This is a genomic window from Pseudoalteromonas luteoviolacea CPMOR-1, assembly GCF_001625685.1.
Taxonomy (GTDB): Bacteria; Pseudomonadota; Gammaproteobacteria; order Enterobacterales; family Alteromonadaceae; genus Pseudoalteromonas; species Pseudoalteromonas luteoviolacea_K.
The window spans coordinates 95,639-114,461 of sequence record NZ_AUYC01000027.1 but is presented as its reverse complement, the minus strand read 5'-3'; the positions used below and the strand labels follow the sequence as shown (position 1 = coordinate 114,461).

Annotated in this window: 12 protein-coding genes; 8 read left to right on the top strand and 4 right to left on the bottom strand. The window is 38.4% G+C overall.

The window, feature by feature from the left end; genetic code table 11:
• The first annotated feature begins 372 nt into the window (after positions 1-372).
• Entirely contained in the window at positions 373-1,245 is an 873-nt protein-coding gene (locus N473_RS11150; protein ID WP_196766398.1) for a DNA replication terminus site-binding protein, read from the top strand.
• A 57-nt stretch (positions 1,246-1,302) separates the two neighbouring features.
• Here N473_RS11150 and N473_RS11145 read toward each other — a convergent pair whose 3' ends face one another.
• Positions 1,303-2,517, bottom strand: coding sequence for a hypothetical protein (locus N473_RS11145; protein WP_063367972.1), 1,215 nt, complete (start codon positions 2,515-2,517; stop codon positions 1,303-1,305).
• A 708-nt stretch (positions 2,518-3,225) separates the two neighbouring features.
• Here N473_RS11145 and N473_RS11140 point away from each other — a divergent pair.
• From N473_RS11140 to rmuC, 6 genes are all read left to right on the top strand, one after another.
• Entirely contained in the window at positions 3,226-4,455 is a 1,230-nt protein-coding gene (locus tag N473_RS11140; RefSeq protein WP_063367971.1) for an AAA family ATPase, read from the top strand.
• A 17-nt stretch (positions 4,456-4,472) separates the two neighbouring features.
• Entirely contained in the window at positions 4,473-5,438 is a 966-nt protein-coding gene (locus tag N473_RS11135) for a ParB N-terminal domain-containing protein (protein ID WP_063367970.1), read from the top strand.
• A 146-nt stretch (positions 5,439-5,584) separates the two neighbouring features.
• The gene (locus tag N473_RS11130; RefSeq protein ID WP_063367969.1) at positions 5,585-8,683 is read left to right on the top strand and encodes a DEAD/DEAH box helicase; all 3,099 of its coding nucleotides are present in this window, start codon (positions 5,585-5,587) and stop codon (positions 8,681-8,683) included.
• Positions 8,684-8,986: 303 nt separating this feature from the next.
• On the top strand, positions 8,987-9,193 hold the full coding sequence (locus N473_RS11125; protein WP_039610495.1) for a hypothetical protein: 207 nt from the start codon (positions 8,987-8,989) through the stop codon (positions 9,191-9,193).
• Entirely contained in the window at positions 9,193-9,882 is a 690-nt protein-coding gene (locus tag N473_RS11120; RefSeq protein WP_039610496.1) for a response regulator, read from the top strand. Before N473_RS11125 ends, N473_RS11120 begins: the two co-directional genes overlap by 1 nt.
• 126 nt (positions 9,883-10,008) lie before the next feature.
• Positions 10,009-11,466, top strand: coding sequence for a DNA recombination protein RmuC (gene rmuC / locus N473_RS11115; RefSeq protein ID WP_063367968.1), 1,458 nt, complete (start codon positions 10,009-10,011; stop codon positions 11,464-11,466).
• A 47-nt stretch (positions 11,467-11,513) separates the two neighbouring features.
• Here rmuC and N473_RS11110 read toward each other — a convergent pair whose 3' ends face one another.
• The 3 genes from N473_RS11110 to N473_RS11100 all read right to left on the bottom strand — a co-directional run bounded on the left by N473_RS11110 (position 11,514) and on the right by N473_RS11100 (position 16,299).
• Complete coding sequence (locus tag N473_RS11110; RefSeq protein ID WP_063367967.1) at positions 11,514-11,990, bottom strand: hypothetical protein; 477 nt, start codon at positions 11,988-11,990, stop codon at positions 11,514-11,516.
• A 202-nt stretch (positions 11,991-12,192) separates the two neighbouring features.
• Positions 12,193-14,229, bottom strand: a complete 2,037-nt coding sequence (locus tag N473_RS11105; protein WP_063367966.1) for an ATP-binding protein — start codon at positions 14,227-14,229, stop codon at positions 12,193-12,195.
• A 465-nt stretch (positions 14,230-14,694) separates the two neighbouring features.
• The gene (locus N473_RS11100) at positions 14,695-16,299 is read right to left on the bottom strand and encodes an isocitrate lyase (protein WP_063367965.1); all 1,605 of its coding nucleotides are present in this window, start codon (positions 16,297-16,299) and stop codon (positions 14,695-14,697) included.
• A 231-nt stretch (positions 16,300-16,530) separates the two neighbouring features.
• Here N473_RS11100 and N473_RS11095 point away from each other — a divergent pair, with 231 nt between their 5' ends.
• Complete coding sequence (locus N473_RS11095; RefSeq protein ID WP_063367964.1) at positions 16,531-18,708, top strand: malate synthase G; 2,178 nt, start codon at positions 16,531-16,533, stop codon at positions 18,706-18,708.
• Positions 18,709-18,823 lie beyond the last annotated feature (115 nt).

Here is an 18,823-nt window from a genome sequence, read left to right as displayed (position 1 = left end):
AAATTCAAACTCTTTACTCAATCAATACTCTTTACTCAAATTCAATACTCTACTCAAATTCAAAACTGCATTCAGATATATTTTGCATTCTTATCTACATATTATTTCAAATCTATAATTAAGTTGAAATAAATACAAAAGCTGGTATTTTAAAAAGAACACATCATACTTTATTGTTTAATTCAAATAATTTTCATTTGTGAAAAACTAAAAAGACCGCTCACCAATACATTAGTAATAATGACAACTTAATCGTTTTTCCGGATGATGTGTTCTATACATGCAAACAATTTCAAGCTTATAAATTAAATTAGAAAAATTGAATATATTTATATATAATATAAGGAACACATCATACATATTATATCTAATATGATATCTAAATTTGAATTAAGAAGTAACTTTGATTACCTAAATGACCAAATAAATCTTTTATGTGAGGAACTCAAAATAGCTGACGTTGTTAATTGTAGCTACTTTCAATTACCCGACGTAACACAAGAAGATGAAAAAAAAGCTCCAGATAATATTCATGTTAGCTCCCTATCTGGAACGGATGCTTTTGAAAAATGTATCACTGGCTTTAAAGATCTATTTGTAGGTGAAAAAAAAAGCAGTAAAATATTAACTCGCCATCCAGGACTTATTTCAGTAAATGATTTTGACGGGAAGTTAAAGGCTCGACTAATAGAAGTCAATAAAGCAAAAGATAACTTAAAAGAACTCATTCTAAAAATATCGAGTAACGATGCAAGATTCGAAGCAGTACATAATGCAATACCAAACTTAATTACACTAGCAGCTTACCGAAAAATACACTTTGAAGACGCAATCCCCTATTCTGTTCGATTCACATGGATGAAAAAACACTCAACAACAACACTTTCAAAAAAACAAGCACTCGAAATGCTCCATAAATCATCCGGATATTCCAATCCTAGAGTTATTGACCAGCAGAATTGGCAACAAATCGTAGAGTCAGAAAAAATCAGAGTATCAAGTTTAAGCGAAAAAAGTAAATTGCGTATAAAAAGACCAACAAGGGTAACTCCAGAGGTAAATATTCGGTTTACGGCCAAAAATCGTTACCATGTTAGTGGCGCATTACCTTTTATCTTATTAAATCCACAAAAAGAAACAAAGATAGGAACTCTTGTTAGCTACAGTGCAAAGAACATTGATGTGAGGAAAAAAGATTATTCTTACCTTATAGAGAGGATATACCTTGAGAATTTGAAAGATTGAGTTATCTCGCAGTATATTTTAAAAAAAGGCTAATTTAACATAACTAGCCTTTTTAGTTTATTTCTTAACGATTTCTTCTAGAATGTCTTCATCAATAACTTCAGCAGTTTCAACAAGCCTTTTTCCACCTTGAATTTCAATTCTCTTGTTGTGTTTGTTCAAAGCTAAAATTTCTTCACAAAATTGAGTAGATGGATGCATTTCATACACATAATCTACAATACGACCAGTGTCATCATCTTTAACATTTGAGATATTATATTCAGATATTGCACCTTTTTCGATTAAGTCTTTCATCGTAGTGGTCATATCCCGACGCAATGCTTTTAGCTTATTATCAGTGATTTCGTCTGTAGAGTATATAGAGCCATATTTTTCCATTATAGAAAGCAGTCTAAAATGATAAGTTTTACCAGGAGCGGCATATCGCCACAAATGATATAGTCTTAGCATCATCCATCTTGATAATCCACGCTTCAATTCTTGTGCACTATTGAAGTAGTAACCTTTATACTCTAAGTTATCGATCATATTGTGAACAAATGCGTTAAGACAAGCAACGCACTTAATGTTACCACCCTGACCTTTTTTGCCACTAAAATGCAATGAAGATAAGAAATTCATATTAGATTCATAAAAAGAATCATCAACATCTGTATTTTTTGTATCAGTCGCACGATACTTAAAAGACAATTTAGAACCTTGAAGTGCTTCTAATGACTCTTTAATTTGTGGATAAGGCATTGATTGGCCTACAGCTTTAAGCTCTTGGGCTAATTCATTCATAGAAAAAATAACGGCATATTGAATACCGGACTTAAAATTTATTTTTACTATCTTTCCTTTAGAAGCAAGACGAATTAGCGCTCGCTCGACCTTTTCTTCTCTATCAGACGGCCAAACCAAAAATTCTGTTTCTTCACCATCTTTCTTACTACTGACTACCGCAGGTGTAATTTTAATTTCACCATCGTATAAAATTCCATCTACTTTTTCGGATATTCGTCTTGTAATTATGGTTTTTTTAGGCGCTTCTTCTAATGGCAACTTTTTATAACCAGACCGAACAAACCTACCCCACAAATCATAATGGTTAAAAGTGTTTGAATATGCTCTCAGGCCATGATTGGTATTTTCGATTGAAATTCGTACATCTTTGTTATCTGTAAAGAGGGCTAAACTTTCGTTATCGATTGCACTCTCAACGCCATGAATTTGACCTCGTAGTGAGTCTGGCAAATTGTCAACAGAGATGTTTACCTTGCGGCTCATGTTTTTACTTCCTGATTCTTCCGACAGCTAATAACAACACATTCAAAGCAAAAAGTTAATAATTAAAGTTAGTAAAAAACTGATCTGATCTCAAGTTTTTTCTTAGATCAACATTTTACCTACTAGTGCGGTTTCATAGATCAATTTTTTACTAAGAGAAGTGTTATTTCGTGTTTTTTCGGTGCAAATATTTTCAAAAACAGGGGGTTTTACTCTTGTTTGACGTAGCCTTGTGTATAACAACAATCTGATTTAGTAAAGATCTGATCTATTCGTAGTAAAGATCAGATCCATATATACTAATATTTGTCATTTTTTTAAGATTTGTTGATAACTACTTCATTTTGCTTAGTATAATTTTGATCTCACAGCTCACTTATGTTCATAAGCCTGTGGATAAGCTGTTATTATAATAAAAACTTTAATTGTCGTTAGTATTATCTTGATCTGCAAGTAGTAATAGATCTGATCTTTACTACGTATTTTGTTGATCTAACAAAAAAATAAAAAACCATATAAAACAATAAGTTAAATAAGTTTTGTGTTCCCTTAACCTTATATACCTATATATTTAAACATACTTAAACTTCTTTATTAATCTTATCAAAATTTAGAAATCACAATTTTTTAAGATGTCTTCTATTTTATAAGTTTACCTTTTAATAAGTGGACATTATAATATTATGTATAAACTTAAGGATTATACGTATGTCTATCAATAGCAATGCACTTTCTACTTATAAATTGTTGAAAGCAACAGCTGAGGTTGCAGAACAATCTCTTGAAGGTCGAATACAACATTATCGAGCACATCTGAAATCAGATGATAAAGAACTCCGCACTTATACACAAAAAGCTGCAGCTGATTTGTTAGGTGTAAATAATCGCACATTAAAAAGAAGACACGACCAAGGTGACTTTGATCTGTTACAAATTCAAAAAGGCGCTAATGGCCATTATGCATATACCTTAAGTAACATTTTTGCTATGGCTGACATTCTCGGGATCAAAGCAGATCACAGAGATTCCAGCGACAAACTTCAAGTTATTGTGATCAACAGTCTAAAAGGTGGTTGTGGTAAAACTACTTCTTTAGTTAATCTCGCAGCTGCTCTGGCAACTACTAATATAAAGCGTTATAGGATCGGCATCATTGATCTTGATCCTCAGGGATCATCTTCTAGTTTCTTCCCTTCAAACGATCATGATCCGATCACGGTCGGCGATTTAATGCGTGACTGTATTGAGTTAGATGAAGGTGAAACATGGTCACAGCTCGTTGGTGATTCTTTTCAAAAAACACATATACCTAATATTAGAATTTTGCCATCTGGTATGGATGACTTTTATTTTGAGCACGAAACTGCAACTGAATTAAAAGAATCGAGTGGTTACGAACAAACAAGGCATTATCATAAACTTAAGGAACGTGTCATAGAGCCTGTACAAGACGAGTTCGATATTATCTTAATAGACACAGCGCCCTCTCTAAACTTTATGTTCTATAACGCACTCATGGCGTCTACAGCTATGTTAATTCCTGTTCATCCTGAAGCTGTTGATTTTGATGCCAATAACAAATATCTAAAAAGGCTTGGGGAAATTTATCACACAGTCGCTGCCCTTGGTCATGAAGGCTGGGATTTTATGCAGTTTTTAGTTACAAACTACGTTAAAGGTAATCACTCTCAACGTGACATTGTTAAAGATGTTAGGACCGCATTTGGCCGCCAAGTTATGAGCTATCCTATTAATCATAGTTCTGCAATTACAGCTAGTTCGTCTTCTTTCAATACTATTTTCGATCAAAAAACTTCTGACTCACTAGCAAGCAGGGAATCTTTGCTCCGTGCTCAAGAAAATATTAAAGATGTCGTCGATGAATTAGAAATGCTAATTCGTTCAAATTGGGCCTCAACTCAGTCAAGCTTAGATTAAAAAACCAAGGTTAAACAATGGCTAGAAAACGTAAAAATGACACTCGATTAGATCCCTTTGCAACACCTGTAGAAAATAGCAGCTTGGATGAACTTCTTGGTCAAACAAACGTAGGTGAAGTAGTGGAAATGCCATCACCTAGCGATCCAAATAGAATGATCAAATTAAAGTGTGAAGTGATCCCATTTTCAAAAATTGAGCATAAAACAGCTGTATTTGGTCAAAATCGACGAGAGCAATCTTTATTGAACGAAAAATCAGTTGCTGACATTCTCCCTGCGATTAAAAGTGACGGCCGAAATATGCATCCTGCACTCTGTTGGGAAAAAGAGGGGCAGCTTCAAGTTCTATCTGGTTCTAGAAGGCGAAAAGCCTGCCTAATAGCCAAAGCAGACTATGTAGTTTTGACTTCAGAAGACTTTACCAATGAAGATGCTAAAGTCTTAGCCGTTTCTTCAGATCAGTATATTGCTCCGAGTTTATGGGAATTAGGTAAAGCTTATGAACAAACCCGAGCAAAGCTGCAAGAGGTAGGTAGTAAGGGCTCATATCGTGAAATTGCTGCAATAGAGGGCGTTTCACATACTGCAGTTGCTGATGCTATTAAAGCATACCAACACATAAAACGTGATGTCGTGTTGCTTTACCCTACGCCAAACCATTTAGGCCGAGAGGTTGCTAAAAAGCTGATAAACGCCAGTAAAGAGCAACCCGAACAGTTTAATACAAAGTTAGCTCAGTTCCCCGAGCAGTCACTTTTTAGTGAAGAAATGAGTGATGAAAAACGAGCTATTGCCATTACAAAATACTTAACGACGTTTAATGATGAGTCTACTAGCCGCTCTGAGGCATTACTTGAAAATAAGTACGTCAAAGTGCAACGCAGTCTTAATTCAGGCGCAATAACTGTAAAAATTGATGATAAAGTACTGACAGATAAACGTTTAGAGCAGTTGCAAAAACTGTTAAGCAGTTTTAATTAGTATGTTGCGGCCTAGATCTTCTAGGCCTTTTTTATATTTTTTGACATCCAACCAGTCAATTTTTCATAATTTAGTCCCATTTGGCTCTTTAGCTCAAAACGGTAATTTCATATACTGGTCCTTTACGTTTTATTACTTGTTAAGAAATGTCCTCGCAGTTATCTAAAGAGCAACTATTAGCTTTATTTGAAGAAATTAAACAGGAACAGTCGTCACAGTTTCCTTTGTCAGATCGTTTTTTAAAGCAGTATTTTAATTCTGCTATGCTAACGAAGGCTAAAGAGTACCTAAATGATGACCAGATATCTTTTTTAGAACACAGTGAAGACTTTTCTAGAATAGATGCACAAGTTCTAGGTAATTATGGCAATACCTTTACGCAGCACATTAAAATTGAGCAAGTCAAAGGTACACCTTCTGTAGAAGCACAGTGCTCGTGTTCTAATAACCCTAAATGCCGTCACATTGCGGCAGTGTTATTAAAATTGAAGGTTGATCACTCTGGCGGTTTTGGAGAGTCTTTCTTAGTCAATGATTGGTTTAATGAGCTTTCAGCGCTTCAACAATCAACAGATTTAGATGTATCTAACGTACTTCTTTTTGTCTTAGAGCAACGTGGTAATGAAGTATTATTAAACCCAAAAATGTCACCGCATAAGCCGGATGGTCACTACCCGTTAGGGCGAGTACTCACTGAGAAGCAACTTAATGCGCATGTTCCACCCAAAGACATTCTTGAAAGTGATTATCGATTGTTCAGTTGGGTACGTTCTCAAAATACTCCTGGACATTTTGAATTATCAGGTAAGTGGGGGTTCGCAGCGCTCCAACAACTCGCCTCAACCAAGCGTTGTTTCTTTGGAAATAGTCGTAAACCACTTCAGTTTGGCCATATGCAGCATTTGCATTTTTCTTGGCAAATAGAAAATAATGACTTCAAGTTGGTCAGCCACTTATCTGAAGTTGAGCAATGGCTGTTAATTAAATCTGATCCGCCAGTGTATCTTGACACCGAAAATATGTTGCTTGGGCGAATCGAGTCGGAACTGAGTGCTAAAGAAATTGCGCATTTACACACTATGCCGACTATCCAAAAGGATAAAATTGAAGCAGTGATAAAACGTTTTCAGGATATCTTTGCTGACAACGTCATTCCACCTCCACAAGGCTATGAAAATTTAATCGATAAAAATAAATTGGTTGCAAAGTTATCAGTCAATGAACAGGAATATACACACCTTACCTTGTCGTTGTTTGACTCTGCTCAGAAATATTCAACTGAAAAGCAGTTAAATCGATGTGAAAAAATGCTGCTCGGTTTAGGCTTCGAAGCTCAAGGGGATGGGTTTAAGCTGCCCGTAGAAGATGAGGTGGCTTATCATTGGTATAACTGTGAAGTAAGACCTTATTTACAAGGTAAGATGTGGCAGGTTGAAGAAATACAACATGCCAAAAAGGTGTTATTGCCTAAAGTTACATTACAACTTAAACGTGACAAAAAGCATCATGTTATCGGTAGAGTTATGTTTGATGATAGACAAATCTTACTTGATTGGGATAAAGCGCCTTGTCATGAAGTGAATTCTATCGCCAATACATTCCAGTACGTTCAAATAGCTCAGCAATATTATGCGATTTCGAAAGGCGTGTATGAGGAGTTACTATTACTTAAATCTAGATTTAGTTACTACTTATCTAGTTCTCAATTTAAGTTCCCTTTATCGTATGCTAAAAAACTGTTCGAGTTAGATTGTGTAGAAAGTGTCTCAGATGATGCTCGACTTTTAGATTACTTAGCTGAGCTCGATAAACCCATTAACTCGAATGCCGCCGCCTTGGCTGATGGACAAGGTCGATTCACTCTAAGAGATTATCAGCTGCAAGGTGTGAATTGGCTAAAATTCTTAAACCGTCATCAGTTGGGCGGGATTTTGGCGGATGATATGGGCCTTGGTAAGACCCTTCAGGTAATCGCGTACTTTATTTCCCAGCACAATACGTTAGTAACTAAACCATCGTTAATTGTATGTCCTACCTCTTTGGTGGGTAATTGGCAAAATGAATTTAAGAAATTCGCGCCTCATTTACCTGTACTAACTGTCCATGGCAGCAATCGAGACAAACAATTAAATCAAGTTGCACAAGCGCGTTTTATTATCACAACCTATCCGCTCCTAAAACGTGATTTGGCTCATTATTCAGAATTACATTTTGATTCCATCGTGCTTGATGAAGCCCAATATATTAAAAATGAAACTGCGCAAATTTCGAAATGTGTAAAGCAGCTTTCTGCGGAGTTTAAACTGTGTATGAGTGGAACACCGGTTGAAAACAATTTAATGGAACTTAAATCTCTCTTAGATTTTGTGATGCCTGATGTACTTGGTACTAAGCAGCAGTTTAAACAAAACTTCCAACTCCCGATTGAAAAAGAGCGAGATAGTAAGCGAGCCAAAGAGCTTCAGTCTCTCATCGCGCCGTTTATTTTACGAAGAACAAAGTCTGAAGTGGTACGTGAGCTACCCGCTAAAACCGAGCTTATTAAAAAGCTTGAGTTTATGCCAGAGCAAGCATCACTTTATCAACATGTACAGGGACAAATTGAAACCAGCTTAATTGACCTATTTAAAGAGCAAGGTGTTGAAAGTAGTAAATTGGCTTTCTTAGATGCACTGCTTAAATTGAGGCAAATCTGTTGTCACCCTGAGTTAGTGGATAAAACTGGTGCACATCAACAAAGTACTAAATTTAAGTGGTTGAAAGAACATTTACCTATCTTGTTAAAAGAAGGTCGAAAAATTATTATTTTTAGTCAATTCACCACGGTTTTGGATATGATTTCCGAGTTGTGTGAAGAGATACAAATTCCGTTTACTATGCTCACTGGGCAAACTAGGCACAGAGATAAAGCGATTGCTCGCTTTACTGAAGGTGAGGTTGACGTTTTTTTGATCTCTCTGAAAGCTGGCGGCACGGGGTTAAATCTAACTCAGGCTGATACGGTGATTCATTTCGACCCCTGGTGGAACCCTGCAGTTGAAAACCAAGCGACTGATAGAGCGTACCGCATTGGTCAAGATAAGCCTGTGTTTGTGTATAAGTTGATTGTTGCCAACTCTATCGAGCAAAAAGTTTACCAGATGCAAAAGGATAAACAGGCGTTGGTGGACGCCCTATTTGCTGATACCGGCGTTAACCTTAATCAATTTAATGAAGCACAAATGCTCGAATTGATAAAAAGTTAAAATTATTTTGAACTAATGACTAAGTGGGCAGTCTATTATTATGCGCACTGTGAGAGTACATAGCAGTGAGCACATGTTGATTTCCCCCTTATTAATTACATAGCAAAATTTGTAATAACCAGCTCAATTGAGCTGGTTTTCTTTTTTCTACCCCTTAATTTCTTTTAATAAGGCGGTGTAATGCTGTGTAATGGTATTGGCCGTCATTTCTTGCTTTGTTCCACATTTGATCCACATTCTTTCACTTTAATACACTCATAGGAAAACGAAAACCAAATGAATTGGACTTAAAGGTGGGTTATTATGTTGTGCTATGAAAATACGATTTCGCAGTTAAACTTTATTGAACCACAATCACTGTGCGACTATGATCTTATTAATGAAGTTGCTGGCTCTGAAGATTTGACGAGTATTTTAACAACATTGTTATTTGACGATACATTGTCATCAGATCTTAAAAACCAAGTGAAGCGGCAACTACGAGTGTTAAAAGCCAGTAAGAGAAACTAATGGAAGAAAAAAACCACATTTTGATCGTCGAAGATGATTTTGATATAGCAGAACAAGTTATGCTGTTTTTTAAGGCTTCAGGCTTTGAAATAACGCATATTGCCGACGGTGCAGAAGTGGTGAGCTGGGTAAGAGACAACAGCCCAGATGCCATCCTAATGGACATAATGTTGCCAAATCAAGATGGTGTTGAATGTATGAAGCAAATCCGAGAGTTTTCCATGGTGCCCATCGTGATGTTGACAGCTAAGGTCTCTGAGTCGGATAGACTTAAAGGGCTTGAATTTGGCGCTGATGATTACGTGTGTAAGCCGTTTAGTGCTGCTGAACTTGTGATGCGTATCAAAGCAATTTTGCGCCGCTGTAGCGCCCCTGTGCTAGCCGATGCTCCTGATATTGAAGTGAACGAGTCGCAGCTGTTAGTATCGCTAAAAGGCCAATCTCTGAGTTTAACCAAAGTAGAATTTGACGTATTTGCCATGCTATACAACGCGCCGAATCGCGTGTTCTCTCGTCAGCAAATTTTAGACCATATACAACCAGATAACTTTGATATTTCTGATCGGGTTATTGATAGTCATATTAAAAATATCCGTAAGAAAATTAAAAATATCGAAATATCCCCCAAAATCGTTGAATCTGTATATGGTGCTGGATATCGATTTAACGAACAACATATTAATAGCTAGACTCCCTTTTTATATGTGCTAGCGTCGGTTAGCGCATTATTTTATTTCAGTTATATTGCTCTTCTAAGTGATTGAAAGCTGACTCTGAGGTATGATTTAACTAGATTTAATTGTTAGAGTCATATTATGCTTTGGACTAGTTTTTCCTCGCTGCCTTGGCAAATTGCACTTGGACTTTTCGGCTCTGGTGCAGTGTTATCCGGTTTAGTTTTTTTTATTCTCTCCTATTTATCAAAACAACAGACGCGCGCTTTACATGCACTGTCGCAAAGTAAAATTGAGGCATTAGAAGCAGCACATGATGAGCTGAAAGCGCAGCTCACCTCTGCACAACAGTTACAGCTAAAAACTCATGGTGAAGCACAACAATATCAAGCTAGGCTTGCAGAAAAACATGCCCAAGTAAAAGAATATTCTGGGTTATGGCAACAAGCGCAATCTAAGGCGCAATTAGCCCAAGACGAAGCCCATCAGTTGGCTTTGCAGTTAACAGATATGGAAACCAAACTGGCTGAAAAGCAATTGGCATTTGATGCGCAAATAGCGCAATTGGAACAAGCAAAAAATACCTTAAAACAAGAGTTTGAAAATGTCGCGAGTAAACTCTTTGAGGAAAAAAGCCAACAATTTGCACGACATAGTCAAGAAAAGCTGCAAACGATATTAAACCCAGTACAGGGAGAGATTAAAGGTTTCAGAGATAAAATGGAGGCCATTCATAGTGAGGAGTTAAAGCAACGTGCCGCGTTAAGAACAGAGCTACTTCACTTGCAAGCGAATAACCAAGCAATGACAGATCAAGCGAGTAAATTGACGACAGCGTTGCAAGGTCAGACTAAAACTCAGGGTAATTGGGGTGAGTTGATGTTGGAAAATGTCTTAGACAGTGCTGGCCTTAGGCCGGGTTATGATTATAAACGTGAAGTCAGTTTCACGACGAGTGAGGGGAAATACCGTCCAGATGTAATTGTGTATTTACCCCAGAGTCGTCATTTAGTCATTGACGCAAAAACATCTCTTAATGCATATACTCGATATGTTAACGCTCAGGATGACATAGCCGCGCAGCAGGCTCTGAAAGAGCATGTTATTGCTGTTAAAGCGAGAGTTAAAGAGCTTGGAGACAAATCCTATGAGCGATTACCTGGCCTAAATTCTCCAGAAGTCGTTATCATGTTTATTCCAGTTGAATCAGCATTTGTTGAAGCAATTAAGTATGATCCAGAAATTTATCAATATGCACTAGAGAATAAGGTGTTAGTGGCGACCCCGACAACCTTATTAACCAGTTTGAACATTGTGAAACAGCTTTGGCGCTTTGAGGAGCAGAGCAAGCATAGTAAAGAGTTAGCACTACGCGCTGAGAAGTTTTACAACAAACTCAATAGCTTTTTACACAGTTTAGAGAGCGTTGGTAAACAGCTAGATAAAGCGCAAGAAACGTATGATAAAGCACTGGGACAATTGTATTCAGGTAAAGGAAATTTGATAAAACAAGCTTCTGAGTTTAAAGAGCTAGGGGTTTCAGTAACCAAGGAATTGCCTGAAGAAATGTTAGAAAAAGCGAAGCTAGAGCTCAAATAAAAGGCATAAAAAAAGGGCTTAACGCCCTTTTTGACTTATTACACACTTTATCTGGTACACAACGCATAATCACCATTTCTTGGTTTATCTGAGTACAGATAAATGAATAGTGAGTTATTTTTAACATCATTCCACACCGTACTCTTAGGGTGTGGGCAAAGAGACTGCTTTATATAGCTTTTAATTTCGCTACTGGTCATTGCTAAGGGGGTAGGGATTTGAACAAACACATTCAACTCACCGTCACTAAAGCTAATTCGGCTAAGTTTCCAGCTACCCATCATGTATTGCTTAGAAAAGTAACGGTCAATGCGTGTTTGGGCGTCTTTACTTATTTCAGCATGCACAACTGGTTTTGAATGATTGTCTACCCAGTAGTTCCATGCAGAAGCCAGTATTAAAAAGCCAGCTAATAGCAAAGACCAAAAAGGTAATACATTCTTCTTGGATCGAACTTTGTTCTTATGCCTTTTTCTTTCGGCAATTTTGACCCATTCATTGTGTTTCATTGTACGTTGTGTCATAAGTAAATTCCTCCCGTTGATGTTGCTTATTAAAACAATGCAATGTGGATAAAAAATGGATCAATATGGAGGAGTAAAGAGCTCGGATCAGTTGGGTAAAAAACTTCCTTTTTTAATTCTTTTGTATTAGCTTTGCTTTTCGACACCCTTAATTGGAAAAAGCCACCGACATTGATGTAAGTGGCTTTGTGTAAGTCGTGTCTTATTTCAGCGGTAAAGCAATAGAAATATCTAATCCGCCTAAATGACTGCGTTTGATGTCAATTGTGCCAGACATCAATTCTATTAAGCTTTTGCAAATGGATAGGCCAAGGCCAGACCCTCCTGTTGCTCGACTACGAGAGCTTTCTACTCGATACAGGCGTTCGAAAAGTTTAGGCAATTCTTCGTCAGATACAGTCGGTGATGAATCTTCAATCCGTATATTTAAATGGCTTTTATCTTGATACATCTTAAAAACGACGCGCCCTGGACTGTCTGTATACAAACACGTGTTTTTACATAAATTATTGACGACCCTATCTAGTTTGGGTTTATCAATATTAATGGTTGCGCCTTCTGGGATACTGATCTCACTGCTAAATGATAGAGCGTGATTTTCCGTCATTCGCTTAATATCGTAGCTGTAGTTTTGCGACAAGGTTTGCACACATTGAATTTGCTCATTGAGTGCAATGGCATTATTTTCTGCCTGGGATAACTGATAAACATCTGTGATGAGAGAGTTAAGCTGGGATATTTTCTCATTGATTTTACTATACGCTTTGTTGTTATCTTCAAAAAGGCCATGCTCTAGCGCTTCAATATGCAGTTTCAATACACTCAAAGGGGTGCGAAGCTCATGGGAAATATCGGCCAGCATTTTTTCTTTTTGTTTTAAGTTTTGTTGATATAACTTAGCTGATAAATTCGCTGTGCGATGTTTTATAAAGTATATATAGGTTAGTAATGAGAAAATAAATAAGGCAGACATCCCAGCGATTAGCCAAGACTTTTGCATAAGTTTTGTATGTTTTAACTCGCTTTGTGCCAGTGCTTTTTCTTTTTCTGAGACCTCAAGTTGCTGACGCTGAACTAGGCTACCAATGCTGTTGCGATAGGTCTCAGCTTTTTGATTGTTGAACTTCTCGCTTGTTGCTTTGTGAGAACTCAGTGCTTGATATATGTGAGTATATGCCATTTCCATATCACCGGTTTGTTCAGCAAGCTCGGCAGCAACCTCATGATAATGAATGGCCAAAGGACTATGACTTTCAGCGTTGACCAACCTCTCCAATTCAAGGATATAGTTTTGGGCGACTTGTGGCTGCTTTAGGTGCAGATATACTTGAGATACGCTGATATGTGCGTAAATAAGCTGAATTTGGCTTTGTGCTTTTTTGGCAAAGTCTAAACTTAAGTGTGCATTTATAAGTGCTGCATCGCCTTGACCAAGCTTCATATAACTGCTTGCCAGCATATGGTATGCACGAGAAAGGCTTTCATTGGCGGTGGTTTGTTTTAAGTATTTAAGCGCTTCATATATGTTGTCGATAGCAACTTGGTGATTATCTTTTTTATAGGAAACTTGAGAAAGGCGCAGAGCACTGTCTGCAATTGCCACGATATTGCCGTCTTTTTTATCTTCCCCTAGTGCCCAGCGGAAAAATATTTCGGCTTGCTCATAATCATCGAGCCTGACAGAGATATCGCCTAAGTTATAGAAGTTGCTGGCTTTAATACCGTGATCACTACTGTCTTTCAAATAGCTTTGTGCTTTGAGTTGAAATTGCATGGCTTGGGCAAGTTGATTTTTGTGGTCATACAAGGTGCCCAAATTACTGTAAGCTAGTCCAATGAGCGTTCTATCTTCTAACTCTTGAGCTGCTTTTAATGCTTTATAATAATGTTCTTCCGCCTCAATGAGTCGAGACATGCGGCGGTAATTGATTCCTTTTTCATTATTAATCGTGCGTATTAGTTGAGTATCTAAGTAGTGATTTTGCTCAATATGGTTGAGTGTGGATAGCGCTTTTTCAAATAAACCTTGTTTGCGGTAAATTTCTGCTTGAATTAAGAGTACTTCTAATGCCTTCTTTTGAGGTAGGTTTTCTAATCGCCACGGCTCTATTAAGTCGAGCGCGATTTGATACTTTCCTTGCTTCTCAAGTTGCTTTAATTCCTCAATATCTATACTCGCACTAGCTGTTTTAGAAGATACTATGCAAGTTAGAAGCAAAGGCACAAATATTTTTTTCATATTTTTTCATTTTAAATCAAGACGCTCGCATCCTATGCAACAAATGTGTGACAAATATGGATCATGTAAAGGGGGTTTACAGCATAGGAGTAAGTAAAATCGTGCCCTGAAATATTTACGGTTAGTAAAAATATGATTTATAGACAAAAACACTTAGTAAAAAGTAGATCTGCTTGAGTATGGATGTTAGTAAAAAATTGCTCTGAATTGAAAAAATGGGGCGTGGTGCGTGTTACTATTGCTAACATTGCAGCAAATCCCCCACTTTTGTTGATTATGCAGACTAAAAAAGAGGAATTACTCACATGTAGCGACATTGATAATGAAAAATGCATGGGGCTAGTATTTTTCTGATCTGTAGTGAGTATAGTGGGTAAAAGCTTGATCTTGATATCTTGTGCTGAGTGGTTTTACAGGTAATAAAATCAAAAAGGGCCCTATGGGCCCAAGTTGGGATTGTGCTTGTTAAAATTGGTTCATGGTGTTGGCTGCACCACCTGCTTTGAGGGCATTGTCACCGCTAAAGTATTCTTTGTGCGTATCACCGATGTTGGAGCCAGCTAAGTCTTGGTGCTTGACTGATGCTTGTTCACGACGAATTTCTTGCCTTTGAACATCTCTTACGTAAGCGAGCATGCCTAGTTCACCAAAGTATCCTTCAGCCAATATGTCGGTGCTAAGGGCAACAGTGTGATATGTTGGCAGGGTGATCAGGTGGTGGAATATACCTGCTTGTTTTGCACCATCTCGTTGGAAACTTTTTACTTTTTCATCAGCTATTGCTGCCAATTCAGTTGAATCGAGTTCCGGAGCCATTAGCGCTTTGGGATCAGCTTCTGGGTCTGGGTAGGCGGAGAGATCTTTACCCTGCGCTTTGAGTGTTTCGTAAGCTTGTTCGCGGAACTTCAAAGTCCAGTTGAATGAAGGCGAGTTATTATAAACTAGCTTCGCATTGGGCACTTGCTCTCTAATGCGGTTCACGAGCTCAGCAATTTGCTCAACGTTGGGCTTTTCGGTTTCAATCCAAAGTAGATCTGCACCAGCTTGCAAGCTTGTCACACAGTCTAATACGACTCTGTCTTTTTCAGTGCCGGCTTTAAACTGGTATAACCCATTGTCTAATCTGATTGGCTTTTGCAGCTGACCATTTAATTTTATGGCCATATCCCCGTCTTTTAACTGACCCAAATCATCAATAAGTTGCGTGTCCAAAAATGCCGTATATTGGCTTGCAATATCACCCGGCTGCCTAGATACAGGAATCTTTTGCGTCAGACTTGCACCCAGTGAATCCGTTCTCGCGACAATAATACCATCCTCTACACCCAGTTCTAAAAAGGCATATCTGACAGCATTTATTTTTGCTAAGAAATCTTCATGGGGCACTGTGACTTTGCCTGCTTGGTGGCCACATTGTTTGGCATCCGATACTTGGTTTTCAATTTGAATCGCGCAAGCACCCGCTTCTATCATTTGTTTTGCCAGTAAATACGTGGCTTCTTCATTGCCGAATCCAGCATCGATATCAGCAATAATTGGCACAATATGGGTTTCAAAATTATCTATCTGAGATTGTATTTGCGCAGTGTCTTGCCCGTTTGACTGAGCATTATCAAGTGCCTTGTACAAGTGATCCAACTCTCGTGCATCAGCTTGTTTTAAAAAGGTATAAATTTCTTCGATTAGTTTTGGTACAGCTGTTTTTTCATGCATGCTTTGGTCCGGTAGCGGGCCAAATTCAGAGCGAAGCGCAGCAACCATCCATCCGCTTAGATAAACATAAGCCCCCTTTGTGGTCTTTTGATGCCTTTTGATCGCCATCATCATTTGCTGTGCTGTAAAACCGTGCCAGCACCCTAAAGATTGCGTGTATTGCTCAGGATCAGCATCATAACGTGCCATATCTTCACGCATTATTTTGGCGGTGTACTTGGCAATATCTAGCCCTGTCTTAAAGCGGTTTTGTAAGTGCATTCTGCTGGCATATTCAGGGTTAATAGACTGCCAGTTATGATCTTTGGTTGTACATAGGGTAGTAAAGCGGTCAATTTGAGACTGATAGTTGCTCATGGTAAATATCCTTCGAACGAGTTGTACGCAAATTTAAAGTTGGTGCGCCAAAGCGTTTTTGTGAGAGTCGCTGCGGCTTAATTAAACACTAGAACGGCTTTTAAAATTTTTTAAATTTATAGTTGTTATTGTGGTTATATTTACTGTGAATGGATAAAGGGGTTTGTTTTTGTACAAATTGCTTTATTTTTGAATAACCCGTTCAAAATAAATCGCACTAGGAACACTGCTATGAATGCCACTGTGACACATGCTGGGCTGAGCATTGATGCTGACTTTTATGACTTTGTGAATAAAGAGTTGTTGACTGGTTTGCCATTGAGCTCCGATGCTTTTTGGCAAGGTTTAGCAAACATTATTGCCATACTCTCACCAAAAAACCGTACTTTGCTTGATAAGCGCGATGAGTTGCAAGCCCAAATTGACAGCTATCATGTACAAAACCCCAATTGGGATGCAAAAAAATATCGGACATTTTTAGAGTCTATCGGTTACCTGTTACCTCAGCCCCAGGATTTTGAAATAACGACTGAAGCGTCGGATCCAGAAATTGCTCATGTTGCAGCGCCGCAGCTAGTTGTGCCTGTGAATAATGCGCGTTTTGCTCTCAATGCCGCAAACGCTCGGTGGGGGTCTTTATATGATGCGCTTTATGGTACTGATTTAATAAGCGAAGAAGATGGTGCTGAGAAAGGTAGCAAATACAATCCTGTACGTGGTTTTAAGGTGATGGCCTATGGCAGGCAATTGCTCGATAAAATATTGCCTTTAACTGCCGGATCTCACATTGAAAGTACGCACTACGGTTTAGTTAATGGCGCATTGACAGTCACCTTGAATGATAGTCGCCAAGTGCAGCTTGCAAGCTCGCCTCAGTTAGTGGGCTATCAGGGACCACAGCATAATCCTACGGTGATCTTATTTAAGCACCACGGTCTACATTTTGAGATCTGTATTGATCATGAGGATCCGATCGGAAAAGTGGATAAAGCTGGGATCAAAGATATCATTTTAGAATCGGCGCTGACCACAATTATGGACTGCGAAGACTCTGTGGCAGCGGTGGATGCTGAAGATAAAGTTTTGGTTTATCGAAACTGGCTTGGCTTGAATAAAGGCTCTCTTGAAGAGCAGTTTCATAAAGGTGGTCAGCAAGTAACGCGATGTTTAAATAGCGATAGAGAGTATATTTCACTGTCCGGTGAACCCATCATCTTGAGTGGACGGGCGATGATGTTTGTCCGAAATGTTGGCCACTTGATGACGACGCCTGCTGTTCTAGATACTCAAGGCCGTGAAGTGTTTGAAGGTATTTTAGATGCTGTTGTCACATCGACAGCTGCGCTTCATGATTTACATGCAAAGAGCCCATTTAAAAATAGTAAAACGGCCAGCGTCAATATAGTGAAGCCTAAAATGCATGGTCCTGAAGAGGTCGCGTTTACTGCCGAATTATTTGACCTAGTTGAACGTATGCTTGAGTTACCTCAAAACAGTATTAAATTGGGGATTATGGACGAAGAGCGGCGCACTTCAGTTAATTTAAAAGCTTGTATTGAGGTTGCTAAGTCTCGTGTTGTATTTATTAATACAGGGTTTTTAGATAGAACGGGCGATGAAATTCACACTTCAATGTTAGCTGGCGCCGTTAAACCAAAAGAAGAGATAAAGGCTCAGCCTTGGATCGCCGCCTATGAACGCCAAAACGTTGAAGTGGGTCTAGTATGTGGGTTCAAAGGCCGTGCTCAAATAGGTAAAGGCATGTGGCCTAAACCAGACGAAATGGCACAGATGATGCGTACAAAAGGCGCGCAACTAGAAGCCGGTGCAAATACCGCTTGGGTTCCCTCTCCTACCGCGGCCACACTTCATGCGATTCATTATCATGAGATAGATGTTCATGCTCGACAAAATGCATTGCTTAACCATCAAAGTCAATGTTTAGATGATTTATTGGCACCTCCGTTATTGACAGACCATACGGCTCTTTCAGCTTCTGATATACAGACTGAATTGGATAATAATATTCAGGGGATATTAGGTTATGTTGTACGCTGGATTGATCAAGGTATTGGTTGCTCGAAAGTGCCAGACATTTCGCATGTCGGGCTGATGGAGGACAGAGCAACATTACGAATTTCAAGTCAGCACATTGCGAATTGGCTTGAACATCAAATTTGCAGTCCAGCACAAATCAAGGCAACGTTTGCCAAAATGGCGAGTGTGGTTGATAGTCAAAATAGTGATGACTCAAATTACACGGCATTGTGTAAAGGTGGTCATCCCAACCCAGATAGTCTAGCATACCAAGCGGCTATGGCGCTTGTTTTTGAAGGCAAACAGCAGCCTAATGGTTATACAGAGCCCCTATTACATTATTATCGCAGGCTGAAAAAGCAGGCCAACTAATCTGTAACACAAAAAGTGCTCTGAGCTTTTATGTTCAAAGCGCTTTTTGTAAAGCCCCTTTCCAATTACCTATCTTATTTTTGTGGTTCGCTTTTAGATACAAATTGATACAGTT